General features: G+C 66.8%; 21 protein-coding genes. 4 read left to right on the top strand and 17 right to left on the bottom strand.

From position 1 onward, the window contains the following. The first annotated feature begins 129 nt into the window (after positions 1–129). Positions 130–1,914, top strand: coding sequence for an ABC-F family ATP-binding cassette domain-containing protein (locus tag L8F96_RS11130; RefSeq protein ID WP_296219374.1), 1,785 nt, complete (start codon positions 130–132; stop codon positions 1,912–1,914). On the opposite strand, the gene L8F96_RS11125 is transcribed toward L8F96_RS11130, so the two are convergent. The 4 genes from L8F96_RS11125 to L8F96_RS11110 all read right to left on the bottom strand — a co-directional run bounded on the left by L8F96_RS11125 (position 1,911) and on the right by L8F96_RS11110 (position 7,660). Continuing rightward, positions 1,911–2,717, bottom strand: coding sequence for an ATP-binding protein (locus tag L8F96_RS11125; protein ID WP_334656017.1), 807 nt, complete (start codon positions 2,715–2,717; stop codon positions 1,911–1,913). The genes L8F96_RS11130 and L8F96_RS11125 overlap by 4 nt on opposite strands. Before the next feature lie 47 nt (positions 2,718–2,764). Continuing rightward, positions 2,765–4,876: a tetratricopeptide repeat protein gene (locus L8F96_RS11120; protein WP_334656016.1), complete on the bottom strand. Its 2,112-nt coding sequence runs from the start codon at positions 4,874–4,876 to the stop codon at positions 2,765–2,767. Then, positions 4,869–6,194 carry a sigma-54 interaction domain-containing protein gene (locus L8F96_RS11115; RefSeq protein ID WP_334656015.1) on the bottom strand — a complete coding sequence of 442 codons (1,326 nt, stop codon included), beginning with the start codon at positions 6,192–6,194 and terminating at the stop codon, positions 4,869–4,871. Before L8F96_RS11115 ends, L8F96_RS11120 begins: the two co-directional genes overlap by 8 nt. Positions 6,195–6,271: 77 nt before the next feature. Beyond that, the gene (locus tag L8F96_RS11110; protein ID WP_145120516.1) at positions 6,272–7,660 is read right to left on the bottom strand and encodes a TIGR03013 family XrtA/PEP-CTERM system glycosyltransferase; all 1,389 of its coding nucleotides are present in this window, start codon (positions 7,658–7,660) and stop codon (positions 6,272–6,274) included. A gap of 196 nt (positions 7,661–7,856) precedes the next feature. On the opposite strand from L8F96_RS11110, the gene L8F96_RS11105 reads away from it, so the two are divergent. Continuing rightward, entirely contained in the window at positions 7,857–8,903 is a 1,047-nt protein-coding gene (locus tag L8F96_RS11105; RefSeq protein ID WP_334656014.1) for a mannose-1-phosphate guanylyltransferase/mannose-6-phosphate isomerase, read from the top strand. Between the two features lie 70 nt (positions 8,904–8,973). On the opposite strand, the gene L8F96_RS11100 is transcribed toward L8F96_RS11105, so the two are convergent. From L8F96_RS11100 to queF, 6 genes are all read right to left on the bottom strand, one after another. After that, the gene (locus tag L8F96_RS11100; RefSeq protein ID WP_046408419.1) at positions 8,974–9,330 is read right to left on the bottom strand and encodes a GntR family transcriptional regulator; all 357 of its coding nucleotides are present in this window, start codon (positions 9,328–9,330) and stop codon (positions 8,974–8,976) included. 103 nt (positions 9,331–9,433) lie between these two features. After that, positions 9,434–10,720 (bottom strand): homoserine dehydrogenase, encoded by a 1,287-nt coding sequence (locus L8F96_RS11095; protein WP_125945194.1) that lies wholly within the window; start codon positions 10,718–10,720, stop codon positions 9,434–9,436. A 106-nt stretch (positions 10,721–10,826) separates the two neighbouring features. After that, a complete protein-coding gene (locus L8F96_RS11090) occupies positions 10,827–11,114 on the bottom strand; it encodes a PspC domain-containing protein (RefSeq protein WP_125945193.1) in 288 nt (95 codons plus the stop codon). A 188-nt stretch (positions 11,115–11,302) separates the two neighbouring features. After that, entirely contained in the window at positions 11,303–12,586 is a 1,284-nt protein-coding gene (locus tag L8F96_RS11085; RefSeq protein WP_046408423.1) for a glycoside hydrolase family 130 protein, read from the bottom strand. Between the two features lie 55 nt (positions 12,587–12,641). Next, positions 12,642–14,909, bottom strand: a complete 2,268-nt coding sequence (locus tag L8F96_RS11080) for a glycosyltransferase family 4 protein (RefSeq protein ID WP_334656013.1) — start codon at positions 14,907–14,909, stop codon at positions 12,642–12,644. 124 nt (positions 14,910–15,033) lie between these two features. After that, complete coding sequence (gene queF, locus L8F96_RS11075; RefSeq protein ID WP_046408426.1) at positions 15,034–15,477, bottom strand: preQ(1) synthase; 444 nt, start codon at positions 15,475–15,477, stop codon at positions 15,034–15,036. 105 nt (positions 15,478–15,582) lie between these two features. Here queF and L8F96_RS11070 point away from each other — a divergent pair, with 105 nt between their 5' ends. Further along, complete coding sequence (locus L8F96_RS11070; RefSeq protein ID WP_334656012.1) at positions 15,583–16,419, top strand: sulfurtransferase; 837 nt, start codon at positions 15,583–15,585, stop codon at positions 16,417–16,419. Continuing rightward, positions 16,377–17,639, top strand: coding sequence for a cystathionine beta-lyase (metC, locus tag L8F96_RS11065; RefSeq protein WP_334656011.1), 1,263 nt, complete (start codon positions 16,377–16,379; stop codon positions 17,637–17,639). The genes L8F96_RS11070 and metC overlap by 43 nt, the downstream gene beginning before the upstream one ends. A gap of 21 nt (positions 17,640–17,660) precedes the next feature. Here the strand turns inward: metC and L8F96_RS11060 are convergent, their stop codons facing one another. From L8F96_RS11060 to L8F96_RS11030, 7 genes are all read right to left on the bottom strand, one after another. Next, positions 17,661–18,068 carry a DUF3035 domain-containing protein gene (locus tag L8F96_RS11060; RefSeq protein ID WP_046408429.1) on the bottom strand — a complete coding sequence of 136 codons (408 nt, stop codon included), beginning with the start codon at positions 18,066–18,068 and terminating at the stop codon, positions 17,661–17,663. After that, positions 18,061–18,588 carry a signal peptidase II gene (lspA, locus tag L8F96_RS11055; RefSeq protein WP_241212569.1) on the bottom strand — a complete coding sequence of 176 codons (528 nt, stop codon included), beginning with the start codon at positions 18,586–18,588 and terminating at the stop codon, positions 18,061–18,063. The genes L8F96_RS11060 and lspA overlap by 8 nt, the downstream gene beginning before the upstream one ends. Further along, the gene (ileS, locus tag L8F96_RS11050) at positions 18,585–21,437 is read right to left on the bottom strand and encodes an isoleucine--tRNA ligase (RefSeq protein WP_334656010.1); all 2,853 of its coding nucleotides are present in this window, start codon (positions 21,435–21,437) and stop codon (positions 18,585–18,587) included. Before ileS ends, lspA begins: the two co-directional genes overlap by 4 nt. A 32-nt stretch (positions 21,438–21,469) precedes the next feature. Then, the gene (locus tag L8F96_RS11045; protein ID WP_334656009.1) at positions 21,470–22,411 is read right to left on the bottom strand and encodes a bifunctional riboflavin kinase/FAD synthetase; all 942 of its coding nucleotides are present in this window, start codon (positions 22,409–22,411) and stop codon (positions 21,470–21,472) included. 26 nt (positions 22,412–22,437) lie between these two features. Further along, the gene (locus L8F96_RS11040; RefSeq protein ID WP_334656008.1) at positions 22,438–22,929 is read right to left on the bottom strand and encodes a dihydrofolate reductase; all 492 of its coding nucleotides are present in this window, start codon (positions 22,927–22,929) and stop codon (positions 22,438–22,440) included. After that, on the bottom strand, positions 22,919–23,041 hold the full coding sequence (locus L8F96_RS11035; RefSeq protein WP_334656007.1) for a hypothetical protein: 123 nt from the start codon (positions 23,039–23,041) through the stop codon (positions 22,919–22,921). Before L8F96_RS11035 ends, L8F96_RS11040 begins: the two co-directional genes overlap by 11 nt. A 66-nt stretch (positions 23,042–23,107) precedes the next feature. Beyond that, on the bottom strand, positions 23,108–23,902 hold the full coding sequence (locus L8F96_RS11030; protein ID WP_334656006.1) for a thymidylate synthase: 795 nt from the start codon (positions 23,900–23,902) through the stop codon (positions 23,108–23,110). Positions 23,903–24,009 lie beyond the last annotated feature (107 nt).

Genomic DNA, 24,009 nt, shown 5'->3' with positions numbered 1-24,009 from the left:
GTGGCAGAGGCACGCGGCGGACGCCAGACAGCCCAGCTTTTGCGTGCAATACCTCCAGCCATCATAACTATGCCCGCGCGGCCATTGCGCGCTTGGCGCATCGCCCCCGGCCCCCTATCTGCCGCCCTCATGGCAGCCCCTATTCTCGCGTACGAAGACCTTGGCCTCATCCAGGGCGCCGGCTGGTTGTTCCGCCACCTCAATTTCTATGTCGGGCCGCGTGATCGGCTGGCGCTGATAGGCCGCAACGGCGCCGGCAAGACGACGCTGCTGAAGCTCATCGCCGGCACGATCGACAGCGACGAGGGCCGCCGCACCATCGTGCCGGGCACCCGCGTCGTCCTGCTCGAACAGGATCCGAACCTCGCCGGCTTCGCCACGCTCGCCGACTACGTCCTGTCAGGCGACGACGCCCCTCAGCATTTCGAGGCGGATGCGATCGCCGACCAGCTCGGCATCGATCTCTCGCGCGAGGCCGCCACCGCCTCGGGCGGCGAGCGCCGCCGCGCCGCCATCGTCCGCGCGCTGGCGCAGGATCCCGACGTGCTGCTGCTCGACGAGCCGACCAACCATCTCGACATCGGCGCGATCGAATGGCTGGAGGAATGGCTGAACCGCTACCGCGGCGCCTTCGTCGTCATAAGCCACGACCGTACCTTCCTCACCCGCCTGACCAAGCAGACGCTGTGGCTCGATCGCGGCAATTTGCGCCGTGCCGAGGTCGGCTTCGGCGGCTTCGATGCCTGGACCGAACAGGTCTATGCCGAGGAGCAGCGCGCCGCCGAACGGCTCGACGCCCGCCTCAAGCTGGAGGAACATTGGCTGCTGCGCGGTGTCACCGGCCGCCGCCGCCGCAACCAGGGCCGCCTGACCAAATTGAAGGAAATGCGCGCCGCCCGCGCCGCGATGATCGGCCCGCAGGGCGCCGCCGCCCTCGCCATGGGGCATGATGACAACAAGACCAAGGTCGTCATCGACGCGGAGCACGTCACCAAGGAATATGACGGCCGCACGATCATCCGCGACTTCACCTTCCGGGTGACCCGCGGCGACCGGATCGGCATCGTCGGCCGCAACGGCGCGGGCAAGACCACGCTGCTGCGTCTCCTCACCGGAGAGCTCGCACCCGACAGCGGCACCGTTAAGCTCGCCAAGACGCTCGACGGCATCATCATCGATCAGCAGCGCAAGCTGATGGCGCCCGAGAAGACGGTGCGCGAGGTGCTGGCCGACGGCGGCGACTGGATCGACGTCCTCGGCACCAAGAAGCACATCCACGGCTATCTCAAGGAATTCCTGTTCGATCCGAGCCTCGCCGAGGCGAAGATCGCCTCGCTGTCGGGCGGCGAACGCTCGCGCCTGCTGCTCGCGCGCGAATTCGCCCGCCACTCGAACCTCCTCGTCCTTGACGAGCCGACCAACGATCTCGACCTCGAAACGCTCGATCTCTTGCAGGAGGTGATCGGCGACTATGACGGCACGGTGCTGATCGTCAGCCACGACCGCGACTTCCTCGATCGCACCGTCACGGTCACGCTCGGCCTCGACGGCTCGGGCAAGGTCGATATCGTCGCCGGCGGCTATGAGGATTGGGAGCGCCAGCGCGCCGTCCGTACCGAGCCCGCGCGCAAGGCCGCGGCGAAATCCGCGCCCGCACCGGCCGCCCCGCCGCCAGCCCGCACTAAGCTCAGCTACAAGGACCAGCGCGATTTCGATCAGCTGCCGGCGCGCATCGAGGCGCTCGATGCCGCGATCGCGCGCGACGAGGCGCTGCTCGCCGATCCCGCGCTCTACACCCGCGATCCCGCCCGCTTCGACGCGCTCATGAAGGCCATCGCCGCCGCCCGTGATGAAAAGGACGCGGCCGAGATGCGCTGGCTCGAACTCGCCGAGATGGTCGAGGGGCTGGCCTAGACCGACTTCCCCGCGCGCCCGGCAAGGTCGACCACATATTGCCAGGCGACGCGGCCCGACCGGCTGCCGCGTTTCGTCGCCCACAAAAGCGCATCCTGCGGCTCGAACGGCAGGTCGTAGCGCTCGGCATAGCTACGCACGATCTCGAGATAGAGCGGCTGGTCGACCACGTGAAAACCAAGGCTCAGGCCGAAGCGATCGGCCAGCGCCAGGTGATCGTCCACCGCATCACGCGGGTTGATGGCGCTTTCCTGTTCGTGGATGTCGCGCGGGATCAGGTGGCGCCGGTTTGACGTGACGACCAGCCGCGCATTTGCCGGCCGCGCCTCCGCCCCGCCCTCCAGCAACGATCGCAACGTGCGCGCATCCGCCGCGGCATCGAAGCCCAGATCGTCGAGGAACAGGACGAAGGCACGCGGCACGCCAGCGATCGCGTCGAACAGCTGCGGCAAGCTGTCGAGGCGGTCGGCCGCGACCTCGACGATCGCCAGCGCCCCGCCGGCGCCTTGCACCGCGCCAACCACCGATTTCACCAGTGCCGACTTGCCCGTGCCGCGCGCGCCCCACAGCAGCACGTCCTGCGCCGCATGGCCGGCCGCCAGTCGTTCCAGGTTCGTCAGCAGCGCATCCTTCTGCGCCTCCACCCCGTGCAGCAGGTCGAGCGACAGTGGCGCAAAGGCCCTTGCCGCCACCAGCACGTTCTGGCGCCACACATAGGCAGGATGCGCCAGCGGATCGGCACCGGCCGGCGGCGCGGGCGCCAACCGCTCCAGCGCAGCGGCAATGCGGGCAAGGTCGTCCATCTGCCCGCTGCTACGATCGCCGCGTTGGCGGCGCAATGCCGCGTCGCTCAGCCGCTGATCGCCCGCAGCAGCGCCTGCGCCGCGGCGCGCTGCGAAAAGCGGGCGTCTCCGAGCAGCTGCCGCAGCAGCCGCTGCGCCGCCGCCTTGTCGCCCGCCTCCGCCAGCACCTGCGCCTGATGCCAGCGGACCTCCGGCGCATCGGGTGCGAGCGCCACCGCCTTGGCCAACAATTGCCCCGCCCCCTCCAGGTCGCCGGTCTCGTACAGCGCCCAGCCATAGGCATCGGCAACGCCGGGATTCATCGGCAACAAGGCGTAGGCGCGCCGGGCAAAGGATAATCCGGTCCTTGGGTCGCCCGCCTCGGTATGGGCGCGCGCCAGTTGCGCCAGGACGAACGCGTCGCGTTGCGCGCCCGCACCGCGCAGCGTCTCCAGCGTGGCGACGGCCGACTCCCACTCACCGCTTGCCACCTGCAGGTTCGCCAGCAGGCGATAGGCCGGCAGCGCCTGCGGATTTTGCGACAGGTACAAGGTCAGCGCCGCCGCGCCGTCACGCAGCCGGCCGGTGCGCGCGGTCGCCTCCGACAGGCGGAGCAAGACCGGGCCGTCGAACCTCAGGTCAGCGGCCAGTCGGTACCGCTCCATTGCCGCCGCCCATTGGTTCGTCGCGGCGCGGGCGTCCCCCGCCAGCGATTGGGCGTCGGCCGCACCCGGCGACACATTGGCCACCGCCTCCGCCGCGCGCACTGCCGCGCCGGGGTCGCCCTCCTCCAGCAGGCTGCGCACATATGTCACCGCCAAGGCGGGGTCTTCAGGCTCGCGCGCCACCGCCGCCGCCGCCGCAGCCACCCCTGTATCGCTCGCGAACGGCGCCGGTTCGCCGATCGTCGGGCGGCTCGCACGATCCAGGTAGCGAGCGGCCCAGTCACGTTCCCCGTTCGCCTCGAAGGCTCTGGCGACCAGCATCAATGTGTAGCTGTCCGCATCCGCGCGCAGCGCCATCGGCCGCAGGATATCAAGCGCACCGCGCACGTCACCGGAACGCAACAACGAGGCGCCGAGCAGGCGCCGCGCGACAAGGTTCATCGGCTGCCGGCCGACGATCTCCCGAAAACTGACGACGGCCTGCTCATACGCACCATCGGCATACGCCAGCAGCCCCGCCAGCATGACCACCCCGGGCACCTCGACGCCGGCATCGCCGATCTTCGACAGCATGGCGCGCGCCAGGTCACGCTTGCCCGCCCGCGCGGCAAGCACCGCCTGCAGGTACAGGGCCGGGACGTTGCCGGGCCGCGCTGCCAGCGCCTTCCTGCTCGCCTCGAGCATGATGGCATAGCGCCCGGCGTCTCCGGCCGTGGCGGCATATTCGATCAGTGCCGGATAATAATAAGCGTCGGCCTCCAGCGCGCGGGCAAACCACGGCAGGGCCGCCACCAGACCATATCGGCTGCGGATCACTTGCCCGGCCGTCACGATCGCGCTCAGGTTCGATGGATCGATCGTCAACGCCGCCCGGGCCGCCGCTTCGGCGCCAAGGACATCGCCCGCATCCATGCGCAGGCGGGCCAGATCGCCAAAGGCCTTGCTGTCGCGGGGATTGGCACGAGTCACGGCGATCAGCAGCGCGCTTGCCGCGGCGGGATCGCCATTGGCGGCCAGCGCGCGGGCGCGAACCCGCTGTCCGTCTGCCGCGAACGCTCCCGCGACCCGGCCCGCGGTTGCCAACGCGCGATCGGCATCCCCCTGCAGCAGATAGGCTTCCGCAAACAGATGCCTCACCTGCCCGGCGGGCATTCCGGCCGAAACTGCGCGGCTGAACGCGGCCTCTGCGGCCGCCCCGCTTTCCATCAGCAGGTCGACCTGGCCGAGCAGCACGTTGGAACGGGCTTGCTCGCTTCCGGTCACCGCGACGAGCGCGTGGTTTCGCGCCGCGCTGTAATTGCCGCGCTTGAGGGCCGCGATGCCGTCCGCATAGGCGCGCGCCGGATCGGGAGCACTCGCCCGCCGGGCAAGCATGACAAGCCCGCCCAGCACCAGCGCCGCAAGCAGCAGCACCGCGACCACGCGACGCGAGACAACACGTACGCGGCTTCGCGTGCCCGTCGACCTGCGCCGCCGCCGGCGCAGCATGGGATAGCGTGCGCTCACTTCATGCATGCAGGTCGTAGCTCTTCAGCAGGTCGTACAATGTCGGGCGGCTGACGCCCAGCAGCCTCGCGGTTTGCGAGATGTTGCCTTCGGTACGTGCCAGCGCCCGGCGGATGGCACCGCGATCGGCCGCCTCGCGCGCGGCGCGCAGGCTGGTCGGCCGCTCGGCCCCTTTGACCAGGTCCAGGTCCGCCGACGTGATCAGACGCGCGTCAGCCATGATGATGGCACGTTTGATCCGGTTCTCAAGCTCGCGCACATTGCCCGGCCAGTCATGGGCATCGATCGCCGCAATGGCGTCGGCGGCGAGCCCGCGTACCGCTGGATTCATCACGGGCGCGAACTTTGCCACGAAATGCCGCGCGAGCAACAGGGCATCGCCCGGCCGCTTCGCCAGCGGCGGGATCGCCACGACGATCTGTGCCAGCCGATAATATAAATCCTCCCGGAACTGGCCGTCGGCGACCATCTGGTCGATGTCGCGGTGGGTGGCGCAAACGATCCGCGTGTCGACCAGGATAGGGCGCCGTCCGCCGATCCGCTCGATCGCATGTTCCTGAAGGAAGCGGAGCAGCTTGACCTGCAACGGCAGCGGCACATCGCCAATCTCGTCCAGGAACAGCGTCCCGCCCGCCGCCTGCTCGATCTTACCCGGCATCGTACGGATCGCGCCGGTGAACGCACCCTTTTCGTGGCCGAAGAGCTCGCTTTCCAGCAACGTGTCGGGAATCGCGGCGCAGTTGATCGCGACAAAGGCACCCTCGGCACGCGGCGAGGCGGCATGGAGGTGCAGCGCCAGCAATTCCTTCCCCGTGCCGCTCGCACCCGACAGCAGAACCGACACGTCGGTGCGTGCGATACGGCTCACCGTCCTCAGTACCTGCGTCATTTCGGGGGCAGCAGTGATCACACCGCTGTCACCACCAGCCTCCTCTCCCCCGCCCGCTCCGGCGGACGCCGCCGCGTGAAGCGCGTGAACATCAAACGCACGCGCGACGATCTGGCGAAGCGCCTGCGGATCAATCGGCAGATAGCACACGTCCCACGCTCCGGCCGCGACCGCCGCCTGCGCGGCCGCGTACGACCCGGCCCGGCAGATCACGATGACCTTCAACGTCGGACGCGCTTGAAGAAGCGCGGCGATCAACTCGGGATCGCCAGCGTCATCACCAGCCTCCAGCAACGCGCCGTCGATGACCGCGACGCCGGTCGGCGTCGTCGCTACCAGCTCGACCGAACACGCACCCGTCGTCCCAAGGTGAACTGGCCAGGATGCGAGCGCGCCGATCACCGGCTCGAACCCCGCGGGGTCCGCGGTGGCGCACAACAATGCTGGCCGCTCCTTACCCGCGGACGCACTCGCCGAGGCCGAGTTATCTGCCGGGGCGGCCGAGATGCGGCCGCTCACCGGGCGCCCGACGGCCAGAGGACGACCCGCAAGGTTTGCAGCAGGATCAGCAGATCGAGGAAGGGGGAGTAATTCTTGGCGTAATAGAGGTCATATTCCAGCTTATGCCGCGCATCCTCGATCGAGGCACCATAGGGATAGTTGATCTGCGCCCAGCCCGTGATCCCCGGTTTCACCATGTGACGCTCGGCATAATAAGGCAGCTGCTGTTCCAGTTCGGCGACGAACTGCGGGCGCTCCGGGCGCGGGCCGACGAAGCTCATCTCGCCCTTCAGCACGCTCCAGCATTGCGGCAATTCGTCGATCCGGACCTTGCGGATGAAGCGGCCGATGCGCGTCACCCGCGGATCGCGCTCCTGCGCCCAGACCGCGGTGCCGGCGGCTTCGGCATCCTGCCGCATCGAGCGCAGCTTCGGGATGTCAAAGGGCTCATTGTACAGGCCGACCCGACGCTGACGATAGAAGGCCGGACCGCGGCTCTCGAGCCGGATGGCCAGCGCGGTCACTAGGATAAGCGGCCCCGCGATCAGCAACAGCAGCGAACTCACCACAATGTCGAACGCGCGCTTGGCGACGCCGGACAACATGCGCCCGGACGAGAAGCCGTCGGAAAAGATCAGCCAGGACGGGTTGAGGCTGGCCAGATCGATCCGACCGGTCTCGCGCTCGAGAAAGGTGGAATAGTCGCTGACGTGCACGCCCGTCGTCTTGACCCGCAGCAGATCCTTGAGCGGGAGCGCCTTCCGCCGTTCCTCGATGGCAAGAACCACTTCCGTCGCGCGTCGCTCGACCACAAAGGCCGCGAGATTCGCGATATCGGCGCGCGACACGGCATCTTCCACCTCCCGCGCCCCCTCGCTCATCGCAACCACGCCGGCAATGACGAAGCTGGCGCCGTTTGCCTGTTCCAGCTGTCGCAGGCGCGCCGCGCGTGATCCGGCGCCCAGCACGATGATCCGGCGGCGGAAGCGCTCGCCGCCCAGGATGCGCAGGAAAAGCAGCCGCGCCGCGACGAGGCCAACGATGGAGAACAGCATGGCGTAGAACAGGCTCGACCGCCAGAAGCTGACCGAGGGCATGAAGAAATAGAGCAAGCTGAGGAAAATCACGCCGACGCACACGGCGACGATCAGCCGCATGACCGCCTGCCGGACGGAGACTAGGACGTCGGCATGATAGGCGCCAACCGCCACCATCGCCGCGAACAAGGGCATCGCGAAAGCGAAAAGCGCTGGCACGCGCGTGGTCACGGCACCTGGCAGCATGTCCAGCTGCGCCGTCCGCACCAGCCAGCCGAGTTCGGCCGCGAACAGCAGGATGACGAAGTCGATCAGGCCGACCAGCGCCACCGCATTGGGCACATAATGTTTGAAAATCCTGATCATGCCCGCGCTCGCCGATCGGTGTAAGGAAATCCGACAGGATCGTGTCGCAGCAAATGACAAAGAAAGGCTGAATACGGAAGCGCGTGGATCGATTTCGCCGGATGTGCATTGAAGCGTAGGGGAAGCTTCCGCTTACCGTTCGTCTGCCGCGCCCCTGACCGGCGTACCATCACCATCTGCAAAGGAAACAGCGCGCATGTCGCCAATCGTTCCCGTGATCCTGTCTGGCGGATCGGGCACGCGCTTATGGCCGATGTCCACGTCGGACCGTCCCAAGCAGATGCTGCCCCTGACCGCCGATCAGACCATGCTGCAACTGACGGCACTGCGCGCGGTCGGTGATCGGTTCGCCTGCCCGATCGTGGTGGCGAACGTTCGCCACCTCGACATGATCGACAGTCAGTTGAGCGCCATCGGGTGCCGCCCGGAGTCGGTCATTCTTGAACCGCTCGGTCGAAACACTGCTCCTGCGATCGCGCTCGCCGCTCTATGCGCCAGCGATAGCGCCGCGCCGCTGCTGGTCATGCCATCGGACCATGTGATCCACGACGTCTCCGCCTTCCATGCCGCGATCGAGGCGGCACGCCCGATGGTGGAGGAGGGCTGGCTGGTCACTTTCGGCATCACCCCCGATGCGCCGGAAACGGGCTATGGCTATATCAAGGTTGGCACCCCCGTTGCGGAAGGAGTGCACCGCGTCGACCGTTTCGTGGAGAAGCCGCCGCGCGATGTGGCAGAAGCGATGCTCGCCTCGGGCGACCATGTGTGGAACGGCGGCATTTTCCTGTTCCGGGCCGATGCCTATCTTGATGCGCTCGCCCGTTTCGAACCAGCCATGCTGGATGCTGTCCGTCGTTCGCTGGCCGAGGGGGAACGGTCCGGCCCGCATATCCGACCGGCCGCCCAGGCCTTTGCGGACGCGCCCAACCAGTCGATCGACTATGCCGTGATGGAAAAATCCGACCAGGTCGCAGTCGTCCCCGTCGCCATGGGATGGAACGACGTCGGCAGTTGGGACGCGCTGCATTCGATCAGCACGTGCGACGAGGCGGGGAATGCGATCCGCGGCGAGGTGATCGCGCTCGATTCGTCCAACTGCATGGTGCGCACCGACGGTGCCCGCATTGCGATGGTCGGCGTCAAGGACCTGATCGTCGTGGCCTCGGGCAACAACATCCTGATCCTGCCGCGCGGCCGCAGCCAGGAAGTGAAGTCGCTGCTGGACGCGATGCAGAACCGATGAGGGTGGGGGGTGCCGGCGGCTGTCCGGCACCGATGACTTGGGCGCTTTACCGCTCAAGAGGCGCGCGCGCTCAGACCTCCTGATCGGCCAGCAGTGCGGCGGGGTCGAGATCCAGCAACTCGATATAGGCTCGGATCCGCGGCCATTGCTGGGTGACGAACATGTCGCGCTCGGCCACGCGCAGTCGATCCGCCGCCCCCGGCAGCACGAACATACCGACTCCGCGCCGAACCTCGACATAGCCGGCGTCCTGGAACGACTGATAGGCCTTGGCCACCGTCAGCGGGTTCGCGCCATGTTCGGCGGCAAGCGCTCGAACCGACGGCAATTGATCCCCGGCCCGATAATCGCCGCGCAGGATCGCGGCGGCGATCGTGCCACGCAGTCGAATATAGACCGGGCTGTCTTCGTTGCTCAGCGCTGTCATGCTGCCTTAATACAGCAAAAGAGCAGACAGATCGAGCCTTAACCGACGCGATCCGGGTGAACGCACCGTCAGCCTGTCCCGCTTTACCCGCCAACGGCGTGGATCAATCGAGAATGTGCATCCACAAGGGCTCACCGGCGAGGCTCTGCGAACCCCGTAGGCGCTCCAGCGCCGCTTCGATGTGCGCATCAGGCGCTTCATGCGTCACGATCACGACCAGCGCGGTGCCTTCAACCGGCACGGCGCGCTGAATCAGGCTCTCGATCGAGACACCGGCATCTCGCATCGCCGCGGCGATTTCCGCCAGCACGCCGACCCGATCAGCCACCGCGAAGCGCAGATAGGCGCGTCCACGTTGCGCCCCCGCGGCTGCGGGCGCGACTTCGGCCAGCGCGGCGACCGGCATCGCATACGGCGGGCCGGCCTCGCCGCGCGCAATGTCGATCAGGTCAGCGACGACGGCGCTCGCCGTCGGGCCGTCGCCCGCGCCGGCACCCTGGAACAACAGGCGACCGACGAAATTGCCCTCTGCAACGACGGCGTTGGTCGAACCGGTGACATGCGCCAGCGGATGGGCGTGCGGGACGAGATGCGCATGGACACGCTGGAACAGGCCGCTCGCATCGGCCTGCGCCATGCCGACCAGCCGAACCCGATAGCCAAGCGCCTCGGCCTCCGCGACATCCGCCGCGGTGACGTTTCGGATGCCGCCGATCGCAACATCGGCGAACGCCGGCCGCGTGCCAAAGGCGATGGTGGAAAGGATCGACAATTTGTGCGCGGCATCGACGCCATCGATGTCGAAGGACGGATCGGATTCGGCAAAGCCGAGCGCCTGGGCATCGGCCAGCACGTCGCCAAAGTCGCGTCCTTCCGATTCCATCTTGCTCAGGATGAAATTGCAGGTGCCGTTGAGGATGCCATAGACGCGCGACACCGCATTGGCGGCCATCCCCTCGCGCAGCCCCTTGATGACAGGGATCCCGCCCGCCACCGCGGCCTCGAACTTCAACGGAACGCGCGCGGCCTCCGCCATCTCCGCCAGTTCGGCACCGTGATGCGCAAGCATCGCCTTGTTCGCGGTCACGAACCCCTTGCCACCGCCAAGCGTCGCGCGGGCGAGCGCCAGTGCCGGGCCATCGGCCCCGCCGACCAGTTCGACCACCACATCCGCGTCGCAGCGGGCAAGCGCGGTGGTATCGTCCACCCACTCATAGCCGCTGACATCAACACCGCGGTCCTTGGTGCGGTCACGGGCGGACACGGCAACGATCTCGATCGGCCGGCCCGCGCGCCGCGCGATCAACTCGCGATTGGTCTCCAGCACCCGGATCACCCCGCCACCGACGGTCCCCAATCCTGCCAAAGCCACTCGCAACGCTGTCGTCATGACTACCCCTTTCCTCAAGCCGGTCGGCCTAAGCGGTCAGGGCGGGCGTGTCGACTATCACGAGCAGTGGCGCAGCCCGAGCCTTCCTCGGCCGCGCCACCCGCGATCAGGCAGCCTTGGCGAATAGCTGCTCATCCTCCAGCGCCGCCTGATCCTGCGCGATCACCGGCACGTGCGGAGCGACAGCGAACCGCGGCCGCACCAGGATGCGCGAGATCAACACCCCGGCGCCCAGAACGAAATAGAGGGTGACGATCGCGACCGGCTGGAGCACGAACGAAGCACCCAGCGCCAGTCGCAACCACAAGGGGTTGAAGCCGAAATCCTCTCCCACCGCATTGCAGATGCCCAGCAGATTGTCCTTGGGGGCTGCGCGCGAAGAAACGTCGGTCATCATATCTGCTCCGGTCCATATGCAGGCGAACCGCCTATTACCGGCCGCATTGCAGCCGCCGTGCCAATTACACCGCACAAGCAAATACAATGACTTAGGCCTAGCAGGCTGCTAACCGACTGCCAGGAAGCAGGATTATCCGCCAATCCGTGGCAAAGCGCGCCGGCCTGCGGCAAGCAGCCGCCAACTCACATCAGCGACAGCAGCTTCTCGATCTCGACGAAGGCGAAGCCCACCGAACTGTCGGCGATGCCATAGGGGATGAACAGCTTGTCCCCATGGCGCATCGCCCCACAGGTGTAGACGACATTAGGCACATAGCCCTCGCGATCCTGATCGGCAGCGGCCAGGATCGGCTCGCGCGTGCGCCCGATCACCTTGGAAGGATCGTTCTTGTCGAGCAGCGCGGCGCCGATCGAATATTTGCGCATCGCGCCCACACCATGGGTGAGCAGGAGCCAGCCTTCATCGACCTCGATCGGCGGACCGCAATTGCCGATCTGCACAAGCTCCCAAGGATAGACCGGCGTCAGGATCAGTTCGCCGTCGTCCCAATGATCCAGCCGATCGGAACGGAGCAGGTAGAGGTTCTCACCGTCCTGACGCCCGATCGACAGATATTCGCCGTTCACCGTGCGCGGGAACAGCGCGATTCCCTTGTTGCGCGCCGCACTCCCGGTCATCGGCACCAGATCGAAGGCGCGAAAATCGCGCGTGCGCATCAGCTCCGACTGAATTCTCGCGCCATTATAGGCGGTATAGGTGCCGAGCCACTCCTGCGATCCATCCTCATGGGTGAAATGCACCAGCCGCAGGTCCTCGAGTCCCTTCGACTGTGCCTCGGTAATCGGGAAGATCACCGTACCGGACAGCGTCGAATCGCGATCACGGTGCACGGTCACGGGGCCACTCGGCATCTCCGGCCCATCGATGCCATAGGCATCCGCGGCCGTGGCAAAGGGCGGCTCGGGCGCCAGGATCAGCTCATTCTCGTCCGTGATGATGCCTTCGCGGAAGGCGACGGAGGAAATATGCCCCTCCCCCACTGCGCGAAGGCTCATCAGGATGCGCTGCGACCCTTCGGGCATGCCCGACTGGTCGTAATGTGGAACGGCGCTGGGGTTCATCAGCGCCGCGGCCGCATAGCTGTATTCGTGGCAGAAATAGGCACCGATCAACTGCCGCTTTTCGTCGCCAAGCGCGCTGTCGTCGATCCCGTGGGTCTCCGCAATCTCGCGATAGCGGGTCAGGAACACGCGCCGCGTCTGCCAGTGACGCGCCTCGAAATCGCGCAGGACAAGGCTCAATTGCTCGCTCGCCTCGACCGCTGACATCGCCAGCACTTCGTCGATCATGCGCTGCGCACGGCTTTGCCCCTGCCCGTTCAGGGCAGTGCTCGAAATATGAAACGGGCGTACCACGACGCGAGACGGATCGGCGTGCAGCCGGAGCCGGTGATTGTACAAGTCCAAGAGAAAAAGGCCTCGCGTTGCGGTCCGTTGGTCGACGCCGTGGAAAAGCGGTGACTTAAGCGACGGCGCGGCCCGTCCCTGCCACGCTTGGGGCCACCTTTGAAAGCCCCGAAATCGCGCAGCTGGACAATTGCAGCGCGAGGATCGACTCGGCACCCTGATTGCGGTTGAGCCCGGTCGGCATCAGGCCGTCGAAACAACCGCCGTCATGGACCGACGCCAGCGGCAGATCGAGGTCGTTGAGACCAAGGTACCAGCCATAGGCGCGCTCCGCCTCGATCCGCCATTTCTCGTCACGCGTCGCGCTATACGCCGCGCAACAGGCCTCGATCGTCGCCTGCGCCTCCAGCGGCTGCTGGTCGAACGGCAAGGGCGCCTCATAGGCGCGCCCGAAACTCTCCGACCCCACCGCGCGGAAGCGCCCTTCCGGGCTCTTCTGCTGCGAGATGATCCAGTCGAGCGTCTCGAGGCCGGTCTCCACCACCTCCGGACGGCCCAGCGCCTTGCCCGCGCGGATCAAAGCTTCGGGCAGGCGGGCGTTGTCATAGGCCAGCACCACTTCGAACCACACCCAGTCCGGGCGGCGCGCCGTGTCGAGCAGCGCCATATGCTCGTCAGGGAAGCGCGACAGGATGGCATGTGCCAGTTGGTGTCCGGACGACGCCTCCAACATCGCCGCCGCGCCCAGCATCGCAAAGGATTGCGCGCGCGGGCTGCCCAGATCGAATGCCAGGCTCGCGGTCATGTCGAACATCATCGTCGCCCAGTCACGATGCTTGCGCGTGCGCGCGTCCCGCGCCGTGACCCCCAACGCCCACAGCGCGCGACCGTTCGAATCCTCCGAACCGGTCTCCTCACACCAGGTCCGGTCGAAGTTCATGAAATTACGAAAGCGCCGCTTCTCCGGGTTCCAGGCATATTGGACGAAGGAGGCATAGACGGTCGTCCATTTGTCGCGCGTCGCCTCGTCCAGCGTGTCGATCGCGCTCATCAGGATCAGCGCGCGGGCATTGTCGTCGATGCAATAACCGTGGCGGCGATCAGGCACCGAATAGATCGAATGCTGCAGCATCCCGGTCGAATCGCTCATCCGTTCCACCGCCGCGATGTCGGGGGCGAGCGGACTGATCGGCGCGGGCGCACCGATCCGCTGCGGTCGACCGTCGATGATGCTCGCGATCTCACTCATGGCGCGCTCCGCCAGTCGCGACCATGTCATGGTGCGGCCACGCTCATAGGCGCGCTGCGACAGACGGGTGCGATTACGCTCGCTGCCGAGCAGATTGTTGATCTCGCGCGCGAACGCACCGATGTCGCGGAAATCGACCAGCACGCCATGCCCGTCGCCCAGAATCTCGGTCGCGTGCACATAGGGAGTGGAGATCACCGCCTTGCCGACGCCCACGGCGTAGGAAAGCGTCCCGCTCGTGATCTGCGCCGGGTTCAGATAGGGCGTGACGTAGAGGTCGGCCGCCTGGAGATAGTCGATCAGTTCGTCATGTTCGACAAAGGCGTCGATGAAGGCGACATTGTCACCGACGCCCTTCTCCGACGCCAGAGCACGCAGCGAATCGCGGTATCGCTCGCCCTCATGCGCGACAAGGTTCGGGTGCGTGGCGCCCAGCACCACGTACATCGCGTCGGGGTGCTGGCCGACCACCTCCGGCATCGCCTCGATCACCGTCTCAATCCCCTTGCCCGGCGCCAGCAGGCCAAAGGTCAGGATGATCTTGCGCCCTTCCCAGCCGAAACGCGGCTTGAAGCTGTCGGGGTCGGCAAATTCGCGGTCGGGCACGCCATGCGGGATCATCACGATCGAACGGGGATTGGCGCCATAGACCCGAGTGAGGATGTCCACGCCGCGCTCCGCCATCACGATCACCTTGGACGCGCGCCGCAGCAGGCCCTCCATCACCGACCGCTCGTCCGCGCTGGGCTTCTCCAGCACGGTATGAAGCGTCACGATCAACGGCAAGGTGGTGCGGTCGAGCAGCGCGAGGATGTGCTCACCCGCTGCACCGCCATAGATGCCATATTCGTGCTGGACCCAGATCGCCTGCGCGCCCGATTCCTCGATCTTGCGCGCCGTCTCCAGATAGGCGGACCGATCCTGCTGCGGGATCGTCCCCGTCACCGCGGCCGGATAATCGTACCGGCCGACATGATCATCCATCGCATAGACGTCCACGGAAAGATCCGGGAACCGGCTGATCATCGCATTGTAGGTATCGGTAGTGAAGGTCGCCAATCCGCATTTGCGCGGCAGGAAATTACCGATGAGGGCAATGCGCTTGATGCCGTCGAGTGCGACCGCCTGATTCATCTCACTTGCCTTCGCTGGTAGAAAGACGCCCTGTTCACAAAGCGTTCAACCCGCAACAACGGGCGAACCGCAGCTTGGTTGCGTTTTATGCTGCGGTGCAAGATGCGGAAGCTACCAATACCGTTCAGCCGCGCCCGCGGTACGATGGGACCCCCTGATCCGGCACCCACAGCCCGGCCGGCGGGGCGGCGGTCTGCCAGAAAACATCGATCGGGATCCCGCCGCGTGGATACCAGTAACCGCCGATGCGCAGCCATACCGGGTTCATCTCGGCGACCAGCCGCTCGCCGATGCCAACGGTGCAATCCTCGTGAAAGGCCGCGTGATTGCGGAAGCTGCCGAGAAACAGCTTCAGCGACTTCGACTCGACGATCGTCTCGCCCGGCACATAATCGATCACCAAATGCGCGAAGTCCGGCTGTGCCGTCACCGGGCAGAGCGAAGTGAACTCCGGCGCCACGAAGCGGATCAGGTAATTGCGGCCGGGACGCGGGTTGGGAACATAGTCGAGCACCGCTTCTTCCGGAGCCTGGGGGAGCGGGGTGGCCTTGCCGAGATGGAGTGTCATGCGGCGCGAGATAGTGGCACCCGCGCGGCGGCGCCAGTTCCGGGGCATCGCTGCACCGCCACCGGCTGTTTCGACTTCGCACGGCCCGCTCGCTAAGGGAACGCCATGGACGCACTGGTTTCAACCGAATGGCTCGCCGCCGCAATCGCTGACCCCGACGTTAGGATCGCAGATTGCACGTGGTTCCTACCCACCGAAGATCGCGATGCCGCCGCGGAATATGCGCAGGCGCACATCCCCGGCGCGGTCTTCCTCGACCTCGCCGAGATCGTCGATACCGACGCCGCCGCCCCCATGATGCTGCCGCCGCGCGAGAAATTCGTCAGCCGGCTCTCGCGGCTCGGCATGGGCGATGGCACGCGGATCATCCTGTACGATCAGTCGCCGCACCACACGGCGGCGCGCGGCTGGGCGATGCTGCGCAGCTTCGGGATCACCGACGTGGCGCTCCTCGACGGTGGCCTCGCCAAGTGGCGCGCGGAGGGGCGGCCGGTGATCAGCGAGGCCGCCCCGCCCAAGGCACGCCACCTGACCCCGCCGACGCAGGGCGCGCTGATCCGCACGCTCGCCGACATGAAGGATATCGTGGCGAACGGCAGCGAACAGATCCTCGACGCCCGCTCGCCCAGCCGCTTTGCCGGCGCGGAACCGGAACCGCGCCCGGGCGTGACGCCGGGGCACATCCCGGGATCGATCAACCTTCCCTACACGCGCTTCTTCAAAGACGACGGCACGTGGAAGCGCGGTGCCGAGCTCGCGCAGATCTTCGCCGATGACGGCATCGATCTCGACCGGCCGACCGTCGCGACCTGCGGATCGGGGATCACCGCCTCGGTGATCGCCTTCGCCGGACACCTGCTTGGCCGCGAGATCGCAATCTATGACGGCAGCTGGGCGGAATGGGGCGCCGACCCGACGACGCCGAAGGAAACCGGCCAGTGAGCGCGGACCGCTTGAACGACGATCACAAGGGCAACCACAAACCGGTCGGCGATGCCACCCGCGTCGTAACTGCCGGCCGACGGCCGGAATGGACCCAGGGCGTGGTCAATCCGCCGGTTTGGCGCGCGTCGACTCACCTCTACGATACGGTGGGCGATCTGCGCGCCGCCGGCGGGCGCGACACGCACCACCGCCTGTTCTACGGCCGGCGCGGCGCGCCAACACAATGGAGTCTGGCGGAGGCGCTGACCGAACTGGAACCGGGGGCGGAAGCGACGTTCCTCTACCCCTCCGGCGTAGCGGCGATCGCGGCGGCGCTTCTGTCGGTGCTGTCGCCCGGCGACGAATTGCTGCTCACCGATTCGGCCTATGATCCCACGCGGTCGATGGCGACCGGCCTGCTGAAGCGTTTCGGCATCAGCACGCGCTTCTACGATCCGCTGATCGGTGCCGGGATCGCCGACCTTGTCGGTGAGCGCACGCGGGCGATCTTCATGGAAAGCCCAGGCAGCCTCACCTTCGAGGTGCAGGACGTACCCGCCATCGTCGCTGCCGCCAGGGCGCGCGGCGTCACCACATTGCTCGACAATACCTGGGCCACGCCGCTGCATTTCCGCGCGATCGAACAGGGCGTCGACCTGTCGATCCTCGCCTGCACCAAATATGTGGTCGGCCATTCCGACGTGATGCTGGGCAGCGTCACCGCGACCGCGCCGCACTGGCGAAAGCTGCGCGAGACGAGCTTCCAATTGGGCCAGGTGGTCAGCCCCGACGATGCCTGGCTCGGCTCACGCGGGCTGCGCACCATGGCCGTGCGCCTCGCCCATCATCAGGCCAGCGCGCTGAAGATCGCGCAATGGCTGGAGGGCCGGCCGGAGGTCGACCGGGTGCTGCACCCGGCGCTGCCGTCGTGCCCGGGGCACGGCATCTTCACGCGCGATTTTCGCGGGTCGAGCGGCCTGTTCTCGTTCGTGCTCGCCGGCGGCGACGAGGCGGCACGCGCCGCGCTGATCGACGGCCTGCGGCATTTCGGGATCGGCTATTCGTGGGGCGGGTTCGAGAGCCTGGCGATCCCGGTCGACCCCGGCAATTATCGCACGGCGACACGGCCGGACTTCGCCGGGCCCGTCGTTCGGCTGCAGATCGGGCTGGAGGACAGCGATGATCTGATCGCCGACCTCGCGGCCGGCCTGGAGCGATTCGCCGCCGTCCGGGGCTGACCCGGACAGCGGCGCTATCGCTCAGCGGGGCGCGTTCGCGCGCGCGTCCTGCCCGTCGCCTTCCGGCGCGGCGATGATGTCGCGGGTCGTCTGTCCCTTGTCGACGACGTTGGTCTCGGGATCACCTGCGGAGGACCGGATCCCCGCCTCGGCCGAATCGTCACCTGCCGCCCGGATCACTGCCGTCTCGCCCGCGCTACGCGGTGCGTTGCCGAACAGCGCCTCCAGCGTCTGCGCCTGCGCGGCGGTGGCGGACTGGACGCGCGCCGCACCCGGCGTCGGCGGCACCAGCGCGAAATCGGGCGGGATGATCAGCGAGGGCTGACGCGCCACCGCGAATTCGTCGGGACGGTCGCGATTGAGCCCGTTGCTCGCGCATCCGGCCAGCAGCACCGCAAGGCCAGCGCCCATGACAATCGACTTACGCATTCACATTCTCCGAAGCCATCTTGTCAGGCTTTGCCGTGGGCTTATCGCGAATCAGCAGCGCGCGCACCAGCAGAATGAGCACGCCGATGGTGATGGCCGCATCCGCCACGTTGAACACCAGGAACGGCCGCCACTCGCCGAAATGCAGGTCGGCGAAGTCCACGACATAGCCGAACCGCACCCGGTCGACGATATTGCCCAGCGCGCCGCCCAGCACCAGGCCAAGCGCCAGCTTGTCCGCCGCCTTCTCCTCGCGCCACATCCAGAAGGTGACGGCGCCGGCGATCGCCGCGGTCATCACCACGAGTCCCCAGCGCGCCAGTTCGCTCTCCGCGCGCAGCAGCCCGAGGCTGACGCCCATGTTCTGTACGAAGCGAAGATCGAAGAAGGACACGATCTCGCGCGAGGCACCCAGGAAGTTGATGCCGAGCGGCCCGGTCACCACCCATTTGATCAGCTGGTCGAGCACGAACACCGCCGCCGCGATCACCAAGCCGGCAACAGGCACGCTGCGCTTCACGCCGCCACCTCGTCGCTCACCACATCGGCGCAGCGCGCGCACAGCGCGCTGTCCTCGACGACTTCGGGCAGCAGTCGCCAGCAGCGCCCGCATTTGTGATAATCGGTCCGGCTCACCGTCACCTCATCGCCCGGCGATACCTTCGCCACGATGAACGCCTCGGCGAGCTGATCGACCGGCAGCGGCGTGTCGGTGACGGTCACGTCCGCTTCCAGGCTGGAGCGGACGATCTTCTCACGCCGCAGCGGCTCGATCGCCTCGGTCACCCGCTCGCGAAGGCGCCGCACCTCGAGCCAGCGGGCGCTGACGTCCTCGCCCGCTTCCGCCGGCAGTTCGGGCCAGTCGAGGAAGTGCACCGAGCTATCCTCGCTCGGGAAGCGCGATTGCCACGCTTCCTCGGCAGTGAAGACCAGCACCGGCGCCGCCCAGCGCACCATCGCGTTGAACAGCACGTCGAGCATCGTGCGATACGCCCGGCGCTTCACATCGTCCGGGGCGTCGCAATAAAGCGAGTCCTTGCGGATATCGAAGAAGAAGGCCGACAGGTCCTCGTTGGCGAAATCGCTCAGCAGGCGAACGTAGCCGTTGAAGTCGTAATCGGCGATCGCGCGCTTGAGCTGCTGGTCCAGCGCATGGACGAGGTGGAGCATATAGCGCTCCAGCTCGGGCCATTCCGCGACCGGCAGCTTCTCCGCCTCGTCGAACCCGTCGAGCGCGCCGAGCAGGTAGCGGAAAGTGTTGCGCAGCTTGCGATACTGGTCCGCGACACCGGCCAGGATCTCCTTGCCGATGCGGTGATCCTCGGTGAAATCGACCGACAGCGCCCACAGCCGCAGGATGTCCGCGCCATAATCGCGCATCAGATCAAGCGGGTTGATCGTGTTGCCGAGGCTCTTGGACATTTTCATGCCCTTGGCGTCCATCGTGAAGCCGTGCGTCAGCACCGCATCGTACGGCGCCCGCCCGCGCGTGCCGCAGCTTTCCAGCAGCGAGGACTGGAACCAGCCGCGATGCTGGTCCGACCCCTCAAGATACAGGTCCGCCGGCCATGACAATTCCGGCCAGCGCCCGCTTTCCAGCACGAAGGCATGGGTGCAGCCCGAATCGAACCACACGTCGAGAATGTCGGTGACCCGCTCGTAATCTGCCGGATCACGCCCCTCGCCAAGGAAGCCAGCCGTCGCCTCGTCGGTCCAGGCATCGACGCCCTTCTCGCGGAAGGCTTCGACGATGCGCGCGTTCACCGCCGGATCGACCAGCAATTCGCCCGTCGCACGATGCACGAACAGCGCGATCGGCACGCCCCAGGCGCGCTGCCGGCTGATCACCCAGTCCGGCCGCCCCTCGACCATCGCGCCGATGCGGTTGCGCCCCTTCTCGGGCACGAAGCGAGTCGCGGCGATCGCGGCCACCGCCTTCTGCCGCAGCGTGTCGCCACCCTCGATCGGCTTGTCGACGGCGATGAACCATTGCGGCGTGCAGCGGAAGATCACCTTCGCCTTGGAGCGCCACGAATGCGGATAGCTGTGCTTGAAATCGTCGCTCGCTGCGACCAGTGCGCCGGCTTCACGCAGGTCGGCGCAGATCGGGCCATCGCTGGCGACGAACTTCTTGTTGATGACGCTGCCCTGCCCGCCGAGCCACAGCCAGTCGGAACGGTACATGCCGCCGGCATCCACCGCGAAGACCGGATCGATGCCATGCGCCTTGCACAGCTCAAAATCGTCCTCGCCATGGTCAGGCGCCATGTGGACGAGGCCTGTGCCCGCATCGGTGGTGACGAAATCGCCCGGCAGGAACGGACGCGGTTTGGCGAAGAAGCCGCCCAGTTCATGCATCGGGTGCCGCGCGACCGCGCCCGCCAGCTTCTCGCCGCTGAACGCCGCCAGCACCGTCACCGTGCCCGCCGCATCGCCGATCTTCACCACCACCGGATGGCCGATCCGCGCGCCGAAGCTTTCCAGCAGATCGCGCGCCACCAACAGCGTGCGCGGCCCCTCGACCATGTCGTCGAAGCGGGCGAGGACGTATTCGACCTCCGGACCGTAGGCGAGCGCCTGGTTCACCGGGATCGTCCACGGCGTCGTGGTCCAGATCACCGCATGGGCGCCGACCAGCTCCGGCGCGTTCGGCGCCTCGGTGATTTCGAACGCGACGTCGATCTGCGTCGACACCACGTCCTCATATTCGACCTCGGCCTCGGCCAGCGCGGTCTTCTCGACCGGGCTCCACATCACCGGCTTTGCGCCGCGATACAGCTGCCCCGTCTCGGCGAACTTCATCAGCTCGGACACGATGGTCGCCTCGGCGGCGAAGTCCATCGTCAGATACGGCTTGTCCCAGTCGCCGTTGACGCCCAGCCGCTTCAGCTGCTCGCGCTGCGTATCGACCCATTTCTGGGCATAGGCGCGGCATTCGGCGCGGAATTCCGCCGGCGGCACCTCGTCCTTGTTCAGCTTCTTCTTGCGATATTCTTCCTCGACCTTCCACTCGATCGGCAGGCCGTGGCAATCCCAGCCGGGAACGTAGGGCGCGTTCTTCCCCAGCAACGTCTGGGTGCGCACCACCATGTCCTTCAGGATATGGTTCAGCGCATGGCCGATGTGCATGTCGCCATTGGCATAGGGCGGGCCGTCGTGAAGGATGAACTTCTCACAGTCGGCGCGCTGCTCGCGCAGCCGCTGGTACAGGCCCAGCCGCTGCCACCGCTCGAGAATCGCGGGCTCCTTCTGCGGCAGGCCCGCCTTCATTGGGAAGTCGGTCTTCGGCAGGAAGACAGTGTCGCGCCAATCCTTGGGATCGGCAGTCGGTGCGGAGGGTGTATCGTCGGCCATGGGTGCCGCGCGCATTACGGCTTTACCTCCCCTCCCTGCAAGGAGGGTTAGCGCGCGAGCAATTCCCGCGCCCGGTCGCAGTCCGCCGCCATCTGCGCCTTGAGCGCCTCAAGCGAGTCGAATTTCGCCTCCGGCCGCAGATAGTCGATCAGCGCGACGTCGATCGTCTGGCCGTACAGGTCGCCGGAAAAATCGAAGAGGTACGGCTCCAGCAGCTCCTTGGGCGGATCGAAGCTCGGCCGAATCCCCAGATTGGCCGCGCCATCGACCACGCGCCCATCCTCCAGCGTCACGCGCACCGCATAGATGCCGTACGCCGGGCGCAGGTAATTGCCGAGATCGACATTGGCGGTGGGATAGCCGATCTCGCGCCCCAGCTTGTCCCCATGGCGCACTTCGCCGCGGATCGTGAAGGGCCGGGTCAGCAAGCGGGCGGCGTTGCGCGGCCGCCCCTCGCGCAGCGCGGCGCGGATGCTGGTGGACGACACCTTCTCGCCATCCAGCGTCACTGCCCCGACGGTATCGGTCGAAAAGCCGAGCTCCTGCCCCAGCGTCGCCAGCAGGCCGACATCGCCCGAGCGCCCCTTGCCAAAGGTGAAATCGGCGCCGGTCACCACGCCCGCCGCGCCGATCTGCTCGAGCAGGCGCGAGCGAACGAACGCCTCGGCCGATTCCGCTGCCAGCGCCGCGTCAAAGGTGAAGACGAGCAGCGCGTCGGCCCCGGCCTGCTGCATCAGCTCGGCCCGCTGCTCCAGCGTGGTCAGGCGGAACCAGGGCGTATCGGGCTTGAAGAACCGCATCGGATGCGGATCGAACGTCGCGACCAGTGCGGGGCGCCCCTCGGCACGCGCACGCTCGACCGCGCGGCCCACCACCGCCTGATGCCCCAGGTGAAAGCCATCGAAATTGCCCAGCGCCACGATCGCGCGGCGCAATGCCTCGGGCAACGCCTCGCGCGCGTCCAGCCTGATGGGTCCCTGCCGCTCCATTGCAGCGGCGCATAGCGGCACGTGCCTCAGCGCACCAGTGTCACGAAGCTGTAGGCGGGACGATCGCCGTCCGCCGGGTGATCCTCGCGGAATATCTCCCGCCACCCGGTGAAGGGCGGGACGATCGTATCGCCCTCGGGCGTTGAATGAACCTCGGTCAGCTCGACCCGCTCGGCCCGGTCGGCGAACAGTGCGAACACATCCGCCCCGCCGATCACCGCCGCATCGCTCCCGGCGAGCGCCAGCGCCTCCTCCGGGCTGTGCGCGACCTCCGCCCCTGCCGCCTGCCAGGCGCGATCGCGCGTCAGGACGATGTGGCGGCGGCCGGGCAGCGGCGCGGGAAAGCTCTCGAACGTCTTGCGTCCCATGATCATCGGCCGCCCGATTGTCTGCGCCTTGAACCGCTTCAGGTCCGCCGGCAGGTGCCACGGCAGCGCGCCGTCACGGCCGATGACGCCATTGGCCGCCCGCGCCAGGTGCAGCGACAAGGTGACCGGCACGGTCATGCTATCGGGCATGGCCCTGCGCTGCCGCCGGGTCGGTAGCGTTCGACGGGGCCGGCGGGCTGCCAAGTTGCAGCAGCAGGGCCGCCAGGGTCGCCGTGCTGATGGTAATGAGATATTCGCGCATCCTGACCTCCCAAGCCTTCGACTACGCTTGTAGTCGATATCGCTGAACCGGAGGTGAATTGCAAGGTCATACCGCGACGGGCGCCTTGATATGCGCCTGCGCTTCGTACCCGTGAAGCACGAAGTCCTCATATTCATATTGATCGAACGCTGGCGGTTTGCGCAGGATTTCGAGCCGCGGCAGCGCGGTCGGCTCGCGCGTCAGCTGAAGCCGCGCCTGATCCAGGTGGTTCGAATACAGGTGGCAATCGCCCCCGGTCCAGATGAACTCGCCCGGCTCCAGCCCGCATTGCTGCGCCAGCATGTGCGTCAGCAGCGCATAGCTCGCGATGTTGAACGGCACGCCAAGGAAGATGTCCGCCGACCGCTGGTACAGCTGCAGCGACAATCGCCCGTTCGCAACATGGGTCTGGAACAGGCAATGGCACGGCGCCAGCGCCATGGCGTGGAGGTCGCCCGGGTTCCACGCGGTCACGATCTGCCGTCGCGAGGCGGGGTTGGTGCGGATGTCCTCGATCAGCCCCTTGATCTGGTCGATGCGCCGCCCGTCGGCCGTCACCCAGTCGCGCCATTGCTTGCCATAGACCGGGCCGAGATCGCCATTCTCGTCGGCCCATTCGTCCCAGATGCTGACCTTGCGATCCTGCAGCCAGCGCACGTTGGTGTCGCCGCGCAGGAACCACAACAGCTCGATGATGATCGATCGCAGGTGCAGCTTCTTGGTGGTCAGCACCGGAAAGCCCCTGGCCAGATCGAAGCGCATCTGATGACCAAAGACGCTGAGCGTCCCCGTGCCCGTTCGGTCCATCTGCTCCGCGCCCGAATCGAGCACGCGGGCCATGAGGTCTAGGTATTGGCGCATGACAGCGGCCTACATCCCCGCAACGACGGTTGGAAGCATCGCACGATCGTTACGGGATTGCACCGGAACGGAGACATGGCCTTGCGCCATGCTCTGCACGCTCCAGA

Source organism: Sphingomonas panaciterrae (assembly GCF_036890205.1).
Classification (GTDB): Bacteria; Pseudomonadota; Alphaproteobacteria; order Sphingomonadales; family Sphingomonadaceae; genus Sphingomonas; species Sphingomonas panaciterrae.
This window is presented reverse-complemented; position numbering and strand designations above follow the sequence as displayed.

What these genes read in the sequence shown, in the direction of transcription:
- L8F96_RS11130 (WP_296219374.1), top strand. Translation starts at nt 130, where the DNA reads ATGGCAGCCCCTATTCTCGCGTACGAAGACCTTGGCCTCATCCAGGGC.
- L8F96_RS11125 (WP_334656017.1), bottom strand. Translation starts at nt 2,717, where the DNA reads ATGGACGACCTTGCCCGCATTGCCGCTGCGCTGGAGCGGTTGGCGCCC.
- L8F96_RS11120 (WP_334656016.1), bottom strand. Translation starts at nt 4,876, where the DNA reads ATGCATGAAGTGAGCGCACGCTATCCCATGCTGCGCCGGCGGCGGCGC.
- L8F96_RS11110 (WP_145120516.1), bottom strand. Translation starts at nt 7,660, where the DNA reads ATGATCAGGATTTTCAAACATTATGTGCCCAATGCGGTGGCGCTGGTC.
- L8F96_RS11105 (WP_334656014.1), top strand. Translation starts at nt 7,857, where the DNA reads ATGTCGCCAATCGTTCCCGTGATCCTGTCTGGCGGATCGGGCACGCGC.
- L8F96_RS11100 (WP_046408419.1), bottom strand. Translation starts at nt 9,330, where the DNA reads ATGACAGCGCTGAGCAACGAAGACAGCCCGGTCTATATTCGACTGCGT.
- L8F96_RS11095 (WP_125945194.1), bottom strand. Translation starts at nt 10,720, where the DNA reads ATGACGACAGCGTTGCGAGTGGCTTTGGCAGGATTGGGGACCGTCGGT.
- L8F96_RS11090 (WP_125945193.1), bottom strand. Translation starts at nt 11,114, where the DNA reads ATGACCGACGTTTCTTCGCGCGCAGCCCCCAAGGACAATCTGCTGGGC.
- L8F96_RS11080 (WP_334656013.1), bottom strand. Translation starts at nt 14,909, where the DNA reads ATGAATCAGGCGGTCGCACTCGACGGCATCAAGCGCATTGCCCTCATC.
- queF (WP_046408426.1), bottom strand. Translation starts at nt 15,477, where the DNA reads ATGACACTCCATCTCGGCAAGGCCACCCCGCTCCCCCAGGCTCCGGAA.
- L8F96_RS11070 (WP_334656012.1), top strand. Translation starts at nt 15,583, where the DNA reads ATGGACGCACTGGTTTCAACCGAATGGCTCGCCGCCGCAATCGCTGAC.
- metC (WP_334656011.1), top strand. Translation starts at nt 16,377, where the DNA reads ATGGGGCGCCGACCCGACGACGCCGAAGGAAACCGGCCAGTGAGCGCG.
- L8F96_RS11060 (WP_046408429.1), bottom strand. Translation starts at nt 18,068, where the DNA reads ATGCGTAAGTCGATTGTCATGGGCGCTGGCCTTGCGGTGCTGCTGGCC.
- ileS (WP_334656010.1), bottom strand. Translation starts at nt 21,437, where the DNA reads ATGCGCGCGGCACCCATGGCCGACGATACACCCTCCGCACCGACTGCC.
- L8F96_RS11045 (WP_334656009.1), bottom strand. Translation starts at nt 22,411, where the DNA reads ATGGAGCGGCAGGGACCCATCAGGCTGGACGCGCGCGAGGCGTTGCCC.
- L8F96_RS11040 (WP_334656008.1), bottom strand. Translation starts at nt 22,929, where the DNA reads ATGCCCGATAGCATGACCGTGCCGGTCACCTTGTCGCTGCACCTGGCG.
- L8F96_RS11035 (WP_334656007.1), bottom strand. Translation starts at nt 23,041, where the DNA reads ATGCGCGAATATCTCATTACCATCAGCACGGCGACCCTGGCGGCCCTG.
- L8F96_RS11030 (WP_334656006.1), bottom strand. Translation starts at nt 23,902, where the DNA reads ATGCGCCAATACCTAGACCTCATGGCCCGCGTGCTCGATTCGGGCGCG.